Raw genomic sequence first — 16,087 nt, forward strand, 5'->3', positions numbered from 1 at the left:
CCGGTTTTGCAGTTGAGCGACGTGATGAAGGAGCTGGACCAGCTCACTAAGGGAACCACGACAGTCGGCGTATTGGCCGATAAAGGAGTCGTGTTGGCCGCCGACCGGCGAGCCGTAATGGGCAACCTGATCGCGGGCAAGCAGGTGAAGAAGATCTTCCGCATCCACGACTACATCGGCGTGACCACGGCCGGCTCGGTAGCCGACGCCCAGAAAATAGTCGACCTCATGCGGGCGGAGGCCAGACTATACGAGCTGAGGCATAACCGGACGATCAGCGCAAGAGCACTGGCTAACATGACCTCGCACGTACTGCACTCAAGCCTCAAGGCGTTTCGCCCGTACCTCGTGCAGCTGATCGTCGGCGGGTTCAACGACGACGACCCGACGCTGTACAACCTGGATCCCAGCGGATCTATCATCGAGGAGGACTATACGGCCACGGGTTCCGGCTCTCCGACGGCCTACGGTGTGCTCGAGGCCGAGTACGAGGAAAGGATGTCTTTGGACGACGCGATCGAGGTAGCAGTCCGTGCCGTGAAATCCGCGCTCGAACGCGATACCGGTACCGGTGAGGGGGTGACTGTGGTAACTATCACCCGGGAAGAGGGGTATCGAGAGCTACCAGAAGAGGAGGTGGAGAAGCTCCTCTCGTAATCCTCATCCCCTTCCTCGGGCAATCGAGCCCGGTGATCACCGGTGAAGCCAGGGGCGGATGCATTGAGCGAGCGAAGAAGCGGCGAAAAGACGTTGGAAGAAGTCAAAAAGAAGGTCATGGAGAGAGTCGAGGAAGTGCTGCCATCGGACATCGTCGTGACCGACATAGACTTCGAAGGTCCCGAGGTCGTCCTATACACTAACTCGCCGCACTCTTTCGTCAAGGACGATTCGGACTTGGTCACGAAATTGGCTAAAGCCCTGAGGAAACGCGTCAAGATCAGGCCAAATCCCGCCGCGCTCTCCCCGGCTAAGGAGGCCAAGAAGGTCATCCTGAAGATCATCCCCGAGGAGGCCGGGGTCAGCGAACGGGATCTGCTGTTCCTGGACACCGGGGAGGTAGTGATCTTCTCTAAGAAACCCGGACTGGTGATAGGCAAGCGCGGGAAGAACGTGCACAGGATCTCCCGGGATACAGGTTGGGTACCTCGGATCTACAGGCAGCCACCAATTCCGTCGAAGACAGTGAACACGACGCGACGATTGATACTCTCGGACGACTCGCGCCGTAAGTTCCTGAGGAACGTCAGCGCCCGGATCTTCTGCGGTCGAACGCGGAGCCGCGGCATCGAATCACGCTGGGCCCGGGTCAGCGCTCTGGGAGGCTTCCAGGAAGTCGGACGATCCTCGCTGTTCCTGCATACCGAGGAGAGTCGCGTGCTTCTGGACTGCGGCGTGAACGTGGCCGCTAACGGTACGGACGCTTACCCGCACTTCAACGTCCCGGAGTTCCGTATGGACGACCTCGACGCGATCGTGATCACGCACGCGCACCTTGACCACTGCGGCTTCCTTCCGTACTTCTACCGACACAAGGTCATCGAGACCCGGGTCCCGGTCTACTGCACGCCACCGACCCGCGACCTCATGTACCTACTGTTGACGGACTATATTAAGGTCCTTGAGAAGCGTGGCCAGGAGCCGCCGTATACCGAGAAGGACGTCAAAAAGGTCATCAAGCGCACGATCACGATAGACTATAGGGAACCCACAGACATCACACCCGACATGAGTATCACATTCTACAACGCCGGTCACATCCTGGGATCGGCCTCCGTGCACGTGTTTCTTCAGGATAAAGGTCACAACTTCGTGTACACGGGCGACATCAACCCGAGCACGTCCAGGTTGCTCGAAGGCGCGGATAACAGGTTCAAGCGAGTCGACTCGATGGTCGTCGAAGCCACCTATGGAGACTCGCGGCACGGGAGCCGTCGCAAGGAGGAGAACCGGTTCAGGAAGATCGTGCGGAACACGCTGAAGAAGGGTGGTAAAGTGCTCATACCGTCCTTCGCCGTCGGACGCGCTCAGGAGGTCATGCTCGTTCTGGAGGACATGTACCGTAAGGACGAGCTCGAGTGTCCGGTGTACCTGGACGGTATGATCTACGAGGCGACTGCCATCCACACGGCGTACCCGGAGTACCTCAACCGCCGCCTGCAGCACAGAATACTACACGAGGACGACGACCCGTTCACCTCTGAAATCTTCGAGCCCGTGGAGGGGTCGGACCACCGTCAGGCGATCATAGAGGACGGCGAACCTGCGGTAATCCTCTCTACCTCTGGTATGCTTGAAGGGGGACCGATCTTGGAGTACCTGCGCGAGCTCTCCGACGATTCCAAGAACACGCTAATCTTCGTGGGTTACCAGGCCGAGGGCACGCTCGGAAGGCAGATCCAAGAGGGTGCTAAGGAGGTTCCGCTACCCGCTCCTACGGGCAAGACGGAGACCTTACGGATCGAGCTCCGCGTCGAGACCGTGAGCGGGTTCAGTGGACACGGCGACAAGATCGAGATCACCAAATACGTACAATCTATACACCCGTCACCGCCGTCGAAGGTCTTCACGAACCACGGCGAGCCGCGCGCGTGTAAGTACTTCTCCAACCACCTACGCCGCAAGATCAGGAAGGTCTTTTCCATGGCGCCCGAGAACCTGGAGTGCTTCCGTCTCACTTAGGGGGTACGGCGAGTTGTCCGAGATGATGACCTACAAGGACGCAGGAGTGGACATCGACAAGGAGGCGCTAGCTGTCCGGGCGATCCGAGACGTGCTGGAGAAATACAAAGTGGAACCGGAGGGCTGCCGGGAAGTCGAGGGAATCGGACACTACGCCGCCGTGCTCGAGGTGCACGGGGAGCTGCTGACGCTCAACGTTGATGGCGTGGGATCCAAGGTCCTCGTCGCTCAGCTGGTCGGACAGTATGACACCGTCGGCATCGACGCGATCGCCATGAACGCAAACGACGCGGTGTGCCTTGGGGCGCGACCGCTGGCCTTCCTCGACTATCTGGCTATGGAGGACCCCGACCCTGACATCTGCGCGGAGATCGCGGAAGGACTCGGTAAAGGGGCTCGGGAGGCAGGCGCTCCGATTGTCGGAGGAGAGCTGGCGACGCTCCCGGAGGTGATCCGCGGGGAGGAGGAAGGGCGTGGGTTCGACCTCGTGGTCGCCTGTCTGGGTAGGGTCGAAGGTGACCCGATCACGGGGGAGGACGTGGAACCCGGAGACGCGATCGTGGGATTGCGGAGCTCCGGGATCCACAGCAACGGCTTAACGTTGGCTAGGAAGGTTCTCCTCTCGGAGTACGACGTGCACGACGAACTCCCGCACGGTAAGACCGTGGCCGAAGAGCTTCTCGAGCCGACGCGCATCTACGTCCGGCCCATTATGGAGGTACTCCGGGACTACGAGGTGCGTGGGATCGCCCACATCACCGGAGGTGGAGTAGAGAACCTGAAGCGGCTCCGAGATGACGTGCGCTACGTGCTAGACGATCCGTTCGAGCCTCATCCTGTGTTCGAGATAATCAGGGAGCTTGGGAACGTACCGGTCGACGAGATGTACCGTACGTTCAACATGGGGATGGGGATGGCGTTGATCGTCCCGGATGAGGAGGCCGAAGACGTCGTCGACGAGGTGTCGAAGCACGTGGAGTCGAAGATCGTGGGACGCGTGGAGGAGGGGCGTGGGGTGGTCGTTTACGCGGACGGGCACGAGGTGAAACTCTGACAAAACCAGATTACGCGTTCAGTACGACGATCCCAAGTTCTTCGGCCTTATCGAGGATCTCCTGGCGCTTCCTCTTCCCCACCCGGCTGGCGATGCGCGCGGCCTGACGCTTCGGGTCGATCTTCTCCAAGTCCTTCGGGTTGTACACCAGCACCTCCTCGTACCCGGACGGGTGCAGGCCGCGGACCTTCTTCGGGGAGCCGTACCCCGGATTCGGCATCTTCGGCCTGTTCTTAAGCTTCCTACGCATCTTGCTGTGACGGCCCTTCGGTCGGCGCCACTTCTCACCCAGCCGCTTGTACCGGTGCCACTCCTGTCGACGGAACTTCGGCTTCTTCCGCTTGAGTTCCTCCCGGAGCTTGAGCAGACGCTTCTCCTCCTTGGAGAGGTTCGGGTTCCGTACCAATGCATCTCACCCTTACACGATCTTCTTGCCGTCCTTCTCGACGATGTAAATACCGTCCTGGAACACACGCGGGTCCCGATCCTTGATGTATGTGGCCTGCTCCAGGTTCGCGGCGGTCTGTCCGACGGCCTCCTTATCAATACCGCGTACGATGATGTCCTGGCCCTGCACGATGACCTCGGTGTTCTTCGGGTCGACGATCTCGGCGACGCGCGGCACGTTCTCACCCATGAAGTTCTCGATGTAGACCTTACCCTCCTTCTGGTCCACCTTGACCTCCGGCGGGAAGTGCGAGTACACCAGCTTTAGCTTGTATTCGTGGCCCTCGGTGACGCCCTTCTGCATGTTCTTGATGTAGGCCTTGATCATGCCCAGGATGGCCTTCTGACGCCGGTTAGACTTCGTGGCGGCGATCACGACCTCGTCGTCCTCGACCCAGAGGTACACGTCTGGGTAGTAAAACTCCTTCGTGACTTCTCCTTTCGGACCCTTGACGGTGACCTCGTACCTCCGGTCCTCGCGCTGGGAGATCTCGATCTCGACGTCGTCCTTGATTTTGACGCGTTCCTCCATTACGACGACGCCGGGAATGGCGTCTTTCGCAGGTTCTAGCTTAGCCTCCGACACAGTCCAGTCCCCCTCAATACACGTACGCGAGCAACCGTCCCCCGATGCCTCTCTCTTTCGCCTCGTAGTGGCTCATGACGCCCTCGGGGGTGGTCACGATCAGGAGGCCGAAGTCTCGGGCCGGCAGGTAGCGCTGCTCCCAGTACTCCCACTCGTCCTTCTTGACCGGGTGTCTGGGCTTGATTACACCGCAGTCGTTGATCCTGCCGACCAGCTTGACTAGGAACTTCCCGGAGCGACCGTCGTCGATGAACTCGAAGCTACCGATGTAACCGTACTCCTGCATCACTTTCAGCACACGACCGATGAGCTTGGACGCTGGCTCGATCACGCACTCCTTGTTACCTACCATCTCGTTGTTCTTGATCGTGGCCATCGCGTCCGCGAGTGGGTCCATCATGGTCAAGCGATACCAACCCCCTCAGTTGTACTTCTTAAACCCCATCTTTTCAGCTACTTCTCGGAAACACTGCCTGCACAGCATGATACCGTACTTTTGTATGACTCCGTGCGTATCACCGCAGCGCCGGCACCGGCGTGCGCCCTTGCCGAACTCCCTCCTCGCCATTCTGGGTCACCCCCTCAGGGTAGGACCTCCACGTCGAACTCCTCCTCCATGAAGACTATGCCCTCCTCCTTAGTCAGCCGGTGCCGGCGCGGGACGGGGCGACGACAGCGACGCCTCCTCATCACTCGGAAGCCCGGGCGCTCCAGGGTCACGGCGATGTCCATACCGAAGATGCCTATCTCCGGATCGTACTCGACGCCCTCAAGGGCGATGTGTTCCTCCAGACCGAAGCACACGTTACCGAACTCGTCGAACTGCGACTCGTGGAGCTCCCTGTCGACGGCGTCCAGTGTCCAGTCGAGGAACTCGATCGCCCGCTCTCGTCGCAGGTCCACCTTCACTCCGATAGGCTGGCCGCGTCGGATCCCGAAGCTCGGGTTCGTCTGCTTAGCCCTGGTATAGACGGGCTTCCGTCCGGTGAGCTCCTGGAGGAGCTCGTAGGCCTTCTGCAGCCGATCCCCGGACTCGCCGACGCCTATGTTCACGGTGACCTTGCCCACGTGCGGCTTCCGCATCGGGTTGCTCTCCCAGTCCTCCAGGATCTTACGCCGGATCTCCTCGTCGACGACGGCCAACTGGGGACCCCCTATTCCTCCTTCCTCACGGTGACCATCGGCTCGTCCTTACCGATCGCAATGAGCCGGCCCTTCGTGGTCTGGAATCTGTCTCCCTCCAGGTTCTCGACGGTGACGAGGTCTTCTTGCGGACCCTCGAAGGTTTGGATCTCGACGACATGACCTACCTCGCCCGAGTGTCGGCCGGTCATCGCGTACACCCAGACGTCCTCCTCGAACGGGATGTGGTCCACGACCTCCCATCTCTCACCGCTGTCCGGTTCCGGGAGCTCGAGCACGAGGCTGTCTCCCACGCTGTAGACGTCCTCCTTCGGATCCGTCGGGTCCTCGATCTCGACGAGCCAGTTCTTGCCGTCGTGCATCGTGATCTGGAGGTTACCTCCCTTCACGTAGGTCTTGTTCTTGATTCGGCAGACTTTCACCCTGGCCTCTTCCTCTGAGATCGGGACGACGTCCAGGCGGTGGTGCTCGTTCATGATCACGCGATACCTATCTCCGGTACGCGGGATTTCTACCACGTCCATGATGCCCACCGGAAACTTCGGCTCCTTCCTCACCACGCCGTCAACGTAGATTTCACCGCGCGTGATGATCTTCCGGGCTTCCCGCGCGTAGTCGGCGTATCCCAGCATGTCGCGTACCAGGATCAGCAGCGGTACGCTCGTATCCATGGTGTGCGGTCCAGGGTACGGCCTCGGTGCGAACTTACCACCTTCCTTCCTAGGGATCGGCCAGGCGTACGGGGCTGCGAGGCGCTTCACGTGACGCTTCGGACCGCTACGCGCGCGACCCAAGCGGGTTCACCCCCTCACTCCTCGGACTCTTCCTCCTCCGCTTCTTCCTCTTTCTCCTCCTTCTCCTCTTCGGGTACGGACTCGACCTCAGGAGTACCGCCGGAGCGCTCTATGATCTTACGCCGCATCGGGTCGTCCAAGTTTGGCTCGATTATCATCACGTTAGAGGGGTGAATCGGGTAGTACACCTCCTCTCCGTTCGCCCGCTCGATCGTGGCGCCCTCCACGTAGATACGTAGGCGTTTCAAGTCCACCTCGACGACCTCGCCCTCGTGATCCTTGAAGTCACCTCGCATGATCCTGACCACGTCTCCCTTTCGGACCGGCAGGCTCCGTCGGTTGAACTTCTTCCTGAGCTCCGGGTGGAGCGTAGCGCTCATGAGCTTCTGGCGCTTGTGCAGCGGGGCGTTGAAGAAGGCTTTACGCTGTTTCCTCGGCTGACTGGACTTCGTCCAGCGCAAATGTGACGTCCCCCTAAACTATGATGCTCGCGATGCTACCGATCCTGGGCCAGCGCTCCGCGGCCTCCTTGGCCACGGGGCCCCTGATCTCGGAGCCTCGCGGGGCGCCGTCCGGCGTCACGATGACGGCCGCGTTATCCTCGAACTTCACTCGAGTTCCGTCGGGACGACGGTACTCCTTGCGCTGACGTACGATGACGGCGTTCACGACCTCCTTCCGCATGTCCGGAGTACCTTCCTTCACCGAGCACACTACCATGTCGCCGATCCCGGCGTTCGGTAGCCTCCTACGGACACCCTTGTAACCCTTCACGGCGATGATCTGGAGCTCCCTGGCGCCAGTGTTGTCCGCGCAGGTCAGTCGTGCGCCCACGGGTAGCGCGGCACGCGAGGATTTCGCCTTGATCGCCTTCACGGCGGCTCACCCCTAAACTCTACTGTGTACGTTCGAGGACCTCGATCACGACGAAACTCTTAGTCTTGCTCAAGGGACGGCACTCCGCGATCCGGACCTTGTCACCTTCCCGGGCGTCTATGCAGGGAGGGTTGTGGGCCGGGATCCTGGAGCGTCTACGCTCCCAACGCTCGTACTTCCGATCGTACCGGTAGTACTCGCGCTCCACGATCACCGTCTTGTCCATTCGGTCGCTCACTACGACACCCTCGAGGACCATCCCACGGACCCTCAGGTTACCGTGGAACGGGCAGTTCGGATCATCACACTCCCTCCGCGGTGGCTTGACACCGAGCCCGATGTCTTTCGCCATTCGATACTCCCCCGTCAATCCAGGTAGTCCTCAGGATCGAACCTACCGCGCACGATCTCCGCGTATTTGATCCGCTTAGAAAGCCTTTCCTCCGGACGACCTACGAGCAGGGCACCGTCAACGCGTACCCTCTCGCCCGACGGAAGCTTGAACTCGAGCAGCACCCGATCTTTCACTATAACCTTTTCACCGGACTCCGTCTTCAATACCAGGGTGTTCTTCGTTTCGTCCACGATCTTGCCTTCCAAGCCCTCGTACGGAGGTCCTAGCGACTTCACCACTCGGCACTTCAGGCCGATGAGCTCGTGTCGGACGATGTTGCGTGGGGTGATCGGCAATGTCCGGAATCCCCGAGGTTAAGGTCTTCCGGTCCGCGACATGTCGGGACCTCCTGAGGCTCGCGATGGAGAGCGCGAGGAAGCTGGAGCCGGTTTCCGGGGACAGCGTCAGGTACGACGCGGACTCCCGGGTGTTGAAGCTCACGGAGGACCCGACGTACCTGGATGTACGATCCGGAGAGGCCGGCAGGAAGCTCGGTGGGGAAGAACCCGTGATGATCACATTCAACGACCCGGCCGTGGCCGAGACCGAGAGGTGCTGCTTCCGGGACAAAATCGAGCTCGCCTCGGAGCTGGCCGAGCTGCTGATCGAGGGGCGCAGCAGGGAGTTCGCACGCAGGGTTAAGGGACTACCCGAGGCGGCCCTCGTGGAGCTCGGAGGCGATCCTAGGTACGAGCCGGTTTCCCTACGCTCTCCACTCACTCGGTAGCCACGCGCTTCGCGATCGCCTCGGCCATCCCCTCCGTGGTCTCGGAACCTCCGAGATCTGGGGTCCTCACGCCCTCACGCAGTACTTCCTCAACAGCACGCTCGATGGCACGGGCTTCCTCCCCATAACCGAGGTAATCCAGCATCATGGCGGCCGAGAGGATCGCAGCTACCGGGTTCGCGATCCCCTTGCCTGCGATGTCGGGTGCCGATCCGTGTACGGGCTCGAAGAGGGCCGCGTCGTTCCCTAGGTTCGCGCTGGGCGCTAGGCCGAGGCTCCCCATCAGGCCCGCAGCCAGGTCGGAGAGGATATCCCCGAACAGGTTGGAGGTGAGGATCACGTCGAAGCGGTTCGGCTCACGCACCAACTTATAAGCCGCCGCGTCCACGTACTCGTCGTCCCACTCCAGACCGCGGCGCTCCACGGTTTCCGCCGCGACGCGCTTGAACGTCCCGCACGTGAGCTTCAGCACGTTGGCTTTGTGAACTATGGTCACGCGACCGGAGCGTTCCTCGGCTAAGTCGCAGGCGATCTCGGCGACCCTACATGTACCTTCCTCGGAGATCTTACGTAGGGCTACGGTGACACCGTCGTGTACCTCGCACTCACACCCGGTGTAGAGGCCCTCGGTGTTCTCCCTGACGATCACTAGATCGAACTCCGTGTCGACCGGTCTCGGTACGGGCCAGGAACGGGCCGGGCGGACGTTGGCGTATAGCTCGAGCTCCTTCCGCAGCGTCACGATGGGGCTCTCGGCTTCCGGATCCTCCGGTGTCGTGCACGCGCCGAAGAGAACGGCGTCCGCCTCGCGGCAGCGTTCGACCGTCTCGTCCTCGATCGTGATCCCTCGTTTCTTCCACAGCGAGTACCCGGCCTGTTCCTCCACGATCTCCAATTCGTCGCCCAGGACCGCCCTAACGACTTTCAGGGCCGCGTCGATGACCTCCGGTCCGATCCCGTCCCCTGGAATGACCACGACGGTCGGCGACGCGTTCACCCCCCGTCGGGCCTCGGAAAGGCCAACCCTCGTCACCGATCTCGCAGAGCCGGCCTCGTCATCGGCCATCATCGCGGGAACTTGGGCGGTATCCGACCGTCCCTGCGGAACATGGTCGGTCGGTAGTCCGATACGTCCATGACCGGGGCCCTGCCGAGTAGTCCGCCCATCTCGAACTCGTCCCCGGGCTCCTTGCCCGGCGCTGGGATGATCCTGACCGCCGTCGGCTTGCCCGTAGCCACGCCGATCGCCGCCTCGTCAGCGATGATACCCGCGATGGTCTCGACCGGGGTGTCTCCGGGCACGACAACCATGTCGATTCCAACGGAGCACACCGCGGTCATGGCCTCGAGCTTCTCGAGGGTGAGGACTTCCTCCGCCGCTCGGGCCATCCCCGCGTCCTCGCTCACCGGGATGAACGCCTCGCTGTAACCGCCGTGTCTCGAGGTCGCGGCCGCTCCACCCTTCTTGATCGCGTCCATCAGCAGGTACAGCGCGGCCGTGCTTCCGGGACAACCGCACGATTCTAGGCCAATCCTCTCCAGGATCTCCGCGACACTGTCGCCGTCCTCTGGAGTCGGGGCCAGCGACAGGTCCACGGCCCCGAACTCCACCCCTAATCGCTCCGCCACCCGATGGCCCACCAACTCGCCCACTCGGGTGATCTTGAACGCTGTCCGCTTGATCTCGTCGTGTAGCGTCCGGAAGTCGGCGTCCTTCAACTCCTCGACGACTGCTCGGACGACGCCCGGTCCCGAGATCCCCACGTTGACGCACGCCTCGGGTTGTCCGACCCCGTGGAATGCTCCGGCCATGAACGGCGTGTTCTCAGGAGCGTTGGTCAGCGCCACGAGTCTGGCACAACCGTGCCCCTCGGTGCGTTCCGCGGTCTCCTTGACGGCCTCCGCGGTCCTGTACACCGCGTCCATGTTAATCCCGTAGCGCTCGTCCGCGACCACGACCGACGCGCAGAGCCGCTCCGTCTCCTCGATGGCTTCCGGGATAGTGTCCAGTACGGCCTCGTCAGCCTCCGTGAACCCGTCGTAAACGAGCGCCGTGTACCCACCGAGGTAGTCGACACCAACCTCCTCCGCCGCCTCGTCCAACGCCTCCGCGATGGTCAGGACGGCCTCACGCCCCTCTTTCCGGATGGCAGACGCGGCCACGAGTGAGCATGGTGTGACGGCGATTCGCTTGTTCACCACAGGCACTCCAAGCTCGTCCTCCACCTCCTCTACGACCTCCACGAGGTCACCGGCGACCTCGGCGATCTTCTCGCGAACACCCCGCGCCAGCTCTTCCGGATCCGGGTGGGCGCAGTCCAGGAGGTTGATCCCAAGTGTCACCGCTCGGACATCGAGGTTCCTCATCCGGATCATCTCGATAGTCTCGATGACCTCCTCCACGTCCAGACTGGACATGAGGCCTACACCCGGTGCATCGCGCGGTACACGTCCTCATGCTGAACGATCACGTCGACACCGAGCTCTTCGCCGGCCTTTTGAAGCTCCTTCCTCAGCTCACCCACACTCACGTCGGCCTCTGAGAGGTCGACGAGCATGACCATCGCGAACAGGTCACGTAGTACCGTCTGGGAGATGTCCTCGATGTTCGCGTTGTGTTCGGCAAGAACGCTCGAGATCCCGGCTACGATACCTGGTCGGTCCGCACCGATCACGGTCACCACCGCGCGGGTCAACTCGATGCCCCCAGGAGCGTGATCGCGACCGTCAGAAAGGTTTTCCTCGAAGGGCCCGAGGACCGGGACGGAGTGCGGACGCCGCTTCGACGTCGAACTACGGAGCCGGGTCTTCCGACAGCTCGTGGAGGCACCCGACCCGCGACGTCAGATACCGGTAATTGCCTTCCGACTCCGAATTCCGAACAGAGATTTAACTTCGGGCAGTCTTGGTGGTGGAGGGGGTGCGGGAGATCGAGTTATTGACCGCCGTCCTGGCCGGCGTGGTGCAGGGTATCACGGAATGGTTACCGATCAGCAGCGAAGGTCAGGCGACAATGACGATGATGAAAGTACTAGGTATCCCACCCTCGACCGCGATGGACCTGGCGCTCTGGCTCCACGCCGGCACATTGCTCGCCGTGCTGTTACGGTTCGGAGTCCCGTACTGGATGACGGTGAAGGACCTACTGACGGGCGGACCGTGGCGGCGACCGGGACTGTTCTTGATCGTCGCCACGGTTTGTACGGCCGTCGTCGGGCTTCCCGTCTACAAGGCGTTGAAGGGTATCTTCTCGGCCGCCACGGGAGACGCGGTCCAGATGGCTATCGGAGGGGCCCTGATCGTCACGGGACTCCTCCTTCGGATATCGCCAGAAGGACTGAGGGACCGCAGAGATGTCAACGTCGTGGACGCCATCACCGTAGGCTTGGGGCAGGGGTTTTCGGTGATCCCCGGGATCAGCCGATCAGGTACGACGATGGCGCTCCTGCTCTGGCGTAAGTTCGACGGTAGAGAGGCAGTATGGTTGTCGTTCTACCTTGCCGGTCCGGCGATGTTAGGCGCGACGGCTCTGGAGTTTAAGGAGGGGCTGAGCGCGGCCACGAAGATGGGCACGACGTGGATGGTGACGGCGATAATGGTGTCCTTCGTCGTGAGCTTGATCTGTATGGAGGCGCTGCTGCGGGTGGCGAGGCGTCTCGACTTCTCGAAGGTGTGCCTGCTATTGGGTGGAATCGCGCTCCTAGTGCCGCTAGCGGCCAAGATGATCTGAGAGGGGTGATGAAAATCTGGGTCCGGGAGTTGGCCGCCGTGGCGGTCGGAGGCGCGTTGGGAGCTGTCTGTCGCTACTTGCTGTCAGGTCTTGTGCCGCAGGTGCGTGGGTTCCCTGTGGGGACGGTCCTCGTGAATACCCTCGGGTCGTTCATCTTCGGATTCCTAGCCTGGTTGATGATGTTCGGCTCGCTCTCCCCCAAAATCCGAGCGCTCGCGATGGTGGGGTTTTGCGGGAGCCTCACCACGCTGAGCACGATGGCGTACGAGACCGTGGAGCTGCTAAAAGCCTCGCCGGTACTCTCCATTCTCTACTTAACAGCTAACATCGTGTTCGGGATCGCAGCCATGATCGGTGGTATGGCGGCGGCACACGTGGTATGGTCGGGGAGGGCGTGAGGTTGGTCAGGGAGATCGAGGAGCCGGTGAGACTGAAGGTGTACCTGCTCGAGGGGGACAGAGTCGATGGAGTGCCTGCGGTAGACTGGATCCTCGAACGCGTACGCGAGCTCGGACTGAGAGGAGCCACCGCATACCGCTGCTTCGCGGGCTGCGGCCGTCGCGGGCGCTCAGAGGCGCGTATCCTCAGGACGTCGATGAACCTGCCCGTGGTCGTCGAGGTGGTGGACAGTCTGGAGAAAGTCGAGCGCCTTCTGGAGCTCCTCAAAGAGCGTCTCGACGTGGGCGTCGTAACCCTGGAGCGGTTAGAGGTCGCGTACGACCTGGAGGGGTGAGCACGTGCAGAGTCCGTACGTACGCGAGGCCGTGAGGGAGATGAACCTGCCGGACGAGGTTATAATCTACGACACGACGCTGAGGGATGGTGAGCAGACTCCGGGTGTCAGCTTCACGCCCGAGCAGAAGCTGGAGATCGCACACCTACTGGACGAACTGGGTGTGCAGCAGATCGAGGCCGGGTTCCCGGTGGTGTCCGAGGGTGAGTGGGGCGCCGTGCGCATGGTAGCTTCCGAGGGATTGGACGCAGACGTACTGTGCCTGGCTAGGACGCTACGGGGTGACGTGGACGCGGCGCTGGATTGCGATGTGGATGGTGTCATCACCTTCATCGCGACCTCCGAGCTGCACCTGAAGTACAAGCTCCGGATGTCGAGGGAGGAGGTGCTCGAGCGGATCGCCGACACGGTCGAGTACGCGAAGGACCACGGACTGTGGGTGGCGTTCTCCGCGGAGGACGGGACAAGGACGGAGTTCGAGTTCCTGAAGAGAGTGTACCGGACTGCGGAAGAGTGCGGGGCGGACCGCGTCCACGCGACGGACACCGTCGGCGTCATGATCCCGGCGGCGATGCGCCTTTTCGTGACGAAGATCCGCGAGATCGTGAACCTACCCATCGGCGTGCACTGCCACGACGACTTCGGTATGGCCGTGGCCAACTCGTTGGCCGCCGTCGAGGTGGGGGCACAGGCGATCTCCACCACCGTGAACGGGATCGGTGAGCGCGCGGGCAACGCGGCCCTCGAAGAGGTGATCATGGCACTCAAGAAGCTGTACGGGATCGACCCGGGGTTCAACACCGAGGTACTTGCGGAACTCTCGAGGAAGGTCTCGGAGTACTCCGGTATCGACGTGCCCCCGAACAAAGCCGTCGTGGGCGAGAACGCCTTCAGGCACGAGTCCGGGATCCACGTGGCTGCGGTCCTGGAGGAGCCGCGCACTTACGAACCTATGGATCCCAACGAGGTTGGTATGGACCGGAAGATCGTCCTCGGTAAGCACACCGGACGTAAGGCGGTGGTCGCGAAGTTGGAGGAGCTGGGTGTGGAACCGGAGGAGGAGATCGTCGAGGAGGTCCTCAGGAGGATCAAAGCTCTCGGGGACCGGCGGGTCAGGGTCACCGACTCCAAGCTCGAGGAGGTCGTCCGGAACGTGCTGGGATCGAGAGGTGACCGAGACGATCCAGGTAATCGATGAGTCCCCGGGCCTCCTCCGCGTACTCCAGGAACGCGTCCGCCTTATCGGGCCAGGACCCCTCGATCGACGCCGAAGGGTTCGCGGCGAGCCATCTCAGGGCAAGTTTCACCAGCCCGTCCTGTCTGTCGTCTCCGGTGGGCGCTATCCGTAACCCCGAGACGCGCCGTCCCGACCTCTCCAACGGTTCCATCGGCAGCGCGCACCTACCCACCGGTCCGAGGAGGTGGCACACTAGACATGTCACGTAAAGGTCTTCTTCGTACAGATAACGGCGACCCGACTCAAGGATCCTGCCAGCCGCCTCTAGGTCCCACATCGAGAGGTAGCCCCGCGGCCGGTACTTACCGACGTCTCGCGGATGACAGTAAGGAGGTCCCCCGATAGGACATGCGAAGGCCGGGCGACCGACTTCCCGCAGTACCACCTCGCACAACGCCCGACGGAGGAGCTTCCTGCAATCCTCCTGCCGAGATCGTATCACTATCAACCCAGCCTACCCCCGAAGGGGGGGCGGACGTGGCGTCCGTCGCGGAGAGGATCCTCTCGGAGAGGGTCGGAGAACACGTCGAAGCCGGCGAGACCGTATACGTGGAACCCGACGTGATCATGTTGCACGACGGGTCCGGTGCGACCGCCCTCAGGACGCTGCGAGAGCTCGGTGTGGAACGCGTCGAGAGTCCGGAGAAAGTCGTTCTAATCTTCGATCACTCAGTACCTCCCAGCTCGGTGGAGGCGGCGAACCGCCAGAACGAGCTCCTCGAGTTCGCCCGACGCCATGGGATCGAGCACGTCCACGTGGACGAGGGTGTATGCCATCAGGTGCTCGTCGAGGAGGGGTACGCTGGGCCCGGTAGGGTGATTTTCGGCGGTGACTCTCATACCCCGACCGCGGGAGCCGTTTCCGCTCTCGCGTTCGGGTTCGGAGGCACGGACATGGCCTTCGCCCTCCTCTACGGCGAGCTCTGGATTAGGGTCCCAAGGACCGTGCGAGTGCACGTCGAGGGCGAATTGAGGGAACCCACCACCGCCAAGGACCTGGCCCTGACAGTGGTCGGCGAGTTGGGTGCAGGGTACGCGGACTACGCGGTCCTCGAGTACACGGGGTTCCCAGAGCGCATGCCGCTCAGCGACCGTATGTGCCTGTGTAACCTGGCCACGGAGGCCGGGGCGAAGTCCGCGTACGTACCACCGGAAATGGGTCCCGAGGAACTCCGACCTGGGGACGCGGACGAGGTGATCGAGCTGGACGCCTCCGAGGTCGAGCCAGTGGTCTCGGTCCCATACCGAGTCGATGACGTGCGACCCGTGGGCGACGTTCAAGGTGTGGAGGTGACCAGGGTGTTCGTGGGATCCTGCACCAACGGTCGCTACAGAGACGTGAAGATCTTCACCGAGATCCTGGAGGAACTCGACGGTCCCCACCCCAATGTGCGGATTGTAGTCGTACCGGCGTCTCGCCGAGTGTTCGAGCGCATGACGGAGACTGGGATAACCCTGAAACTGATCCGTATGGGCGTCACGATCGCCCCACCCGGCTGCGGGCCCTGCTTAGGTGAACACCTCGGAGTGCTCGGAGACGACGACATTTGCGTCTCCACGGCGAACCGGAACTTCCCTGGTAGGATGGGATCCCGGGGGGCCGAGATATACCTAGCGAGTCCCGTGACGGCCGCAGTCGCAGCGGCAGAGGGCGAGCTGGTAGACCCCAAAGACATCCTGAGATGAG

At 62.0% G+C, this 16,087-nt stretch carries 23 protein-coding genes; 9 read left to right on the plus strand and 14 right to left on the minus strand.

Annotation, left to right across the window (positions count from 1 at the left end):
• Positions 1 to 24 precede the first annotated feature (24 nt).
• From psmB to purM, 3 genes are all read left to right on the plus strand, one after another.
• Positions 25 to 657 carry an archaeal proteasome endopeptidase complex subunit beta gene (gene psmB / locus BW919_RS06700; RefSeq protein WP_088336527.1) on the plus strand — a complete coding sequence of 211 codons (633 nt, stop codon included), beginning with the start codon at positions 25 to 27 and terminating at the stop codon, positions 655 to 657.
• A 63-nt stretch (positions 658 to 720) separates the two neighbouring features.
• Positions 721 to 2,679 carry a beta-CASP ribonuclease aCPSF1 gene (locus BW919_RS06705; RefSeq protein ID WP_088336244.1) on the plus strand — a complete coding sequence of 653 codons (1,959 nt, stop codon included), beginning with the start codon at positions 721 to 723 and terminating at the stop codon, positions 2,677 to 2,679.
• 22 nt (positions 2,680 to 2,701) lie between these two features.
• Positions 2,702 to 3,733 carry a phosphoribosylformylglycinamidine cyclo-ligase gene (purM, locus tag BW919_RS06710; protein ID WP_088336528.1) on the plus strand — a complete coding sequence of 344 codons (1,032 nt, stop codon included), beginning with the start codon at positions 2,702 to 2,704 and terminating at the stop codon, positions 3,731 to 3,733.
• A 10-nt stretch (positions 3,734 to 3,743) separates the two neighbouring features.
• Here the strand turns inward: purM and BW919_RS06715 are convergent, their stop codons facing one another.
• From BW919_RS06715 to BW919_RS06760, 10 genes are read right to left on the minus strand one after another with little or no spacing between them, the layout of a single operon-like run.
• Positions 3,744 to 4,139 carry a 50S ribosomal protein L32e gene (locus BW919_RS06715; protein ID WP_088336245.1) on the minus strand — a complete coding sequence of 132 codons (396 nt, stop codon included), beginning with the start codon at positions 4,137 to 4,139 and terminating at the stop codon, positions 3,744 to 3,746.
• A 12-nt stretch (positions 4,140 to 4,151) separates the two neighbouring features.
• Positions 4,152 to 4,730, minus strand: coding sequence for a 50S ribosomal protein L6 (locus tag BW919_RS06720; RefSeq protein WP_394334949.1), 579 nt, complete (start codon positions 4,728 to 4,730; stop codon positions 4,152 to 4,154).
• A gap of 49 nt (positions 4,731 to 4,779) precedes the next feature.
• Positions 4,780 to 5,172: a 30S ribosomal protein S8 gene (locus BW919_RS06725; protein ID WP_088336246.1), complete on the minus strand. Its 393-nt coding sequence runs from the start codon at positions 5,170 to 5,172 to the stop codon at positions 4,780 to 4,782.
• Positions 5,173 to 5,187: 15 nt separating this feature from the next.
• Positions 5,188 to 5,334: a 30S ribosomal protein S14 gene (locus BW919_RS06730; RefSeq protein WP_011019590.1), complete on the minus strand. Its 147-nt coding sequence runs from the start codon at positions 5,332 to 5,334 to the stop codon at positions 5,188 to 5,190.
• 14 nt (positions 5,335 to 5,348) lie between these two features.
• Positions 5,349 to 5,909, minus strand: coding sequence for a 50S ribosomal protein L5 (locus BW919_RS06735; protein ID WP_088336247.1), 561 nt, complete (start codon positions 5,907 to 5,909; stop codon positions 5,349 to 5,351).
• An 11-nt stretch (positions 5,910 to 5,920) separates the two neighbouring features.
• The gene (locus BW919_RS06740; RefSeq protein WP_088336248.1) at positions 5,921 to 6,703 is read right to left on the minus strand and encodes a 30S ribosomal protein S4e; all 783 of its coding nucleotides are present in this window, start codon (positions 6,701 to 6,703) and stop codon (positions 5,921 to 5,923) included.
• Between the two features lie 14 nt (positions 6,704 to 6,717).
• Positions 6,718 to 7,164, minus strand: a complete 447-nt coding sequence (gene rplX, locus BW919_RS06745) for a 50S ribosomal protein L24 (RefSeq protein ID WP_088336249.1) — start codon at positions 7,162 to 7,164, stop codon at positions 6,718 to 6,720.
• A gap of 13 nt (positions 7,165 to 7,177) precedes the next feature.
• Entirely contained in the window at positions 7,178 to 7,579 is a 402-nt protein-coding gene (locus BW919_RS06750) for a 50S ribosomal protein L14 (RefSeq protein WP_088336250.1), read from the minus strand.
• 19 nt (positions 7,580 to 7,598) lie between these two features.
• Positions 7,599 to 7,931: a 30S ribosomal protein S17 gene (locus BW919_RS06755; RefSeq protein ID WP_088336251.1), complete on the minus strand. Its 333-nt coding sequence runs from the start codon at positions 7,929 to 7,931 to the stop codon at positions 7,599 to 7,601.
• A gap of 14 nt (positions 7,932 to 7,945) precedes the next feature.
• Complete coding sequence (locus tag BW919_RS06760; RefSeq protein WP_088336252.1) at positions 7,946 to 8,269, minus strand: ribonuclease P protein component 1; 324 nt, start codon at positions 8,267 to 8,269, stop codon at positions 7,946 to 7,948.
• Between BW919_RS06760 and BW919_RS06765 the strand changes: the two genes are divergently transcribed.
• Positions 8,269 to 8,700 (plus strand): hypothetical protein, encoded by a 432-nt coding sequence (locus BW919_RS06765; protein ID WP_088336253.1) that lies wholly within the window; start codon positions 8,269 to 8,271, stop codon positions 8,698 to 8,700. The two genes, BW919_RS06760 and BW919_RS06765, sit on opposite strands and share 1 nt — an antisense overlap.
• Here BW919_RS06765 and BW919_RS06770 read toward each other — a convergent pair.
• The 3 genes from BW919_RS06770 to BW919_RS06780 form a co-directional block, all read right to left on the minus strand.
• Positions 8,690 to 9,697 carry an isocitrate/isopropylmalate dehydrogenase family protein gene (locus tag BW919_RS06770; RefSeq protein WP_088336530.1) on the minus strand — a complete coding sequence of 336 codons (1,008 nt, stop codon included), beginning with the start codon at positions 9,695 to 9,697 and terminating at the stop codon, positions 8,690 to 8,692. The genes BW919_RS06765 and BW919_RS06770 overlap by 11 nt on opposite strands.
• A 68-nt stretch (positions 9,698 to 9,765) precedes the next feature.
• Positions 9,766 to 11,118 (minus strand): PFL family protein, encoded by a 1,353-nt coding sequence (locus BW919_RS06775; protein ID WP_088336254.1) that lies wholly within the window; start codon positions 11,116 to 11,118, stop codon positions 9,766 to 9,768.
• Positions 11,119 to 11,123: 5 nt separating this feature from the next.
• Positions 11,124 to 11,396, minus strand: a complete 273-nt coding sequence (locus BW919_RS06780; RefSeq protein ID WP_088336255.1) for an ACT domain-containing protein — start codon at positions 11,394 to 11,396, stop codon at positions 11,124 to 11,126.
• A gap of 224 nt (positions 11,397 to 11,620) precedes the next feature.
• Here BW919_RS06780 and BW919_RS06785 point away from each other — a divergent pair, with 224 nt between their 5' ends.
• From BW919_RS06785 to BW919_RS06800, 4 genes are read left to right on the plus strand one after another with little or no spacing between them, the layout of a single operon-like run.
• Positions 11,621 to 12,430: an undecaprenyl-diphosphate phosphatase gene (locus BW919_RS06785; RefSeq protein ID WP_157666138.1), complete on the plus strand. Its 810-nt coding sequence runs from the start codon at positions 11,621 to 11,623 to the stop codon at positions 12,428 to 12,430.
• Positions 12,431 to 12,438: 8 nt separating this feature from the next.
• On the plus strand, positions 12,439 to 12,828 hold the full coding sequence (crcB, locus tag BW919_RS06790; RefSeq protein ID WP_198324597.1) for a fluoride efflux transporter CrcB: 390 nt from the start codon (positions 12,439 to 12,441) through the stop codon (positions 12,826 to 12,828).
• A 2-nt stretch (positions 12,829 to 12,830) separates the two neighbouring features.
• Positions 12,831 to 13,163, plus strand: a complete 333-nt coding sequence (locus BW919_RS06795) for a DUF190 domain-containing protein (RefSeq protein WP_157666139.1) — start codon at positions 12,831 to 12,833, stop codon at positions 13,161 to 13,163.
• 4 nt (positions 13,164 to 13,167) lie between these two features.
• Positions 13,168 to 14,361, plus strand: coding sequence for a homocitrate synthase family protein (locus tag BW919_RS06800; RefSeq protein WP_088336258.1), 1,194 nt, complete (start codon positions 13,168 to 13,170; stop codon positions 14,359 to 14,361).
• Here BW919_RS06800 and BW919_RS07960 read toward each other — a convergent pair.
• Positions 14,282 to 14,848 carry a hypothetical protein gene (locus BW919_RS07960; protein ID WP_198324683.1) on the minus strand — a complete coding sequence of 189 codons (567 nt, stop codon included), beginning with the start codon at positions 14,846 to 14,848 and terminating at the stop codon, positions 14,282 to 14,284. The two genes, BW919_RS06800 and BW919_RS07960, sit on opposite strands and share 80 nt — an antisense overlap.
• Positions 14,849 to 14,877: 29 nt before the next feature.
• On the opposite strand from BW919_RS07960, the gene BW919_RS06805 reads away from it, so the two are divergent.
• Positions 14,878 to 16,086 (plus strand): 3-isopropylmalate dehydratase/homoaconitate hydratase family large subunit, encoded by a 1,209-nt coding sequence (locus BW919_RS06805; RefSeq protein ID WP_232452874.1) that lies wholly within the window; start codon positions 14,878 to 14,880, stop codon positions 16,084 to 16,086.
• The last annotated feature ends 1 nt before the right edge of the window (position 16,087 follow it).

This window comes from Methanopyrus sp. KOL6 (assembly GCF_002201915.1).
Lineage (GTDB): Archaea > JAADCQ01 > Methanopyri > Methanopyrales > Methanopyraceae > Methanopyrus.

Coding starts and splice junctions, on each gene's coding strand:
- psmB (WP_088336527.1), top strand. CDS start 25: ATGAAGGAGCTGGACCAGCTCACTAAGGGAACCACGACAGTCGGCGTA.
- purM (WP_088336528.1), top strand. CDS start 2,702: ATGATGACCTACAAGGACGCAGGAGTGGACATCGACAAGGAGGCGCTA.
- BW919_RS06730 (WP_011019590.1), bottom strand. CDS start 5,334: ATGGCGAGGAGGGAGTTCGGCAAGGGCGCACGCCGGTGCCGGCGCTGC.
- BW919_RS06755 (WP_088336251.1), bottom strand. CDS start 7,931: ATGGCGAAAGACATCGGGCTCGGTGTCAAGCCACCGCGGAGGGAGTGT.
- BW919_RS06765 (WP_088336253.1), top strand. CDS start 8,269: ATGTCCGGAATCCCCGAGGTTAAGGTCTTCCGGTCCGCGACATGTCGG.
- BW919_RS06775 (WP_088336254.1), bottom strand. CDS start 11,118: ATGTCCAGTCTGGACGTGGAGGAGGTCATCGAGACTATCGAGATGATC.
- crcB (WP_198324597.1), top strand. CDS start 12,439: ATGAAAATCTGGGTCCGGGAGTTGGCCGCCGTGGCGGTCGGAGGCGCG.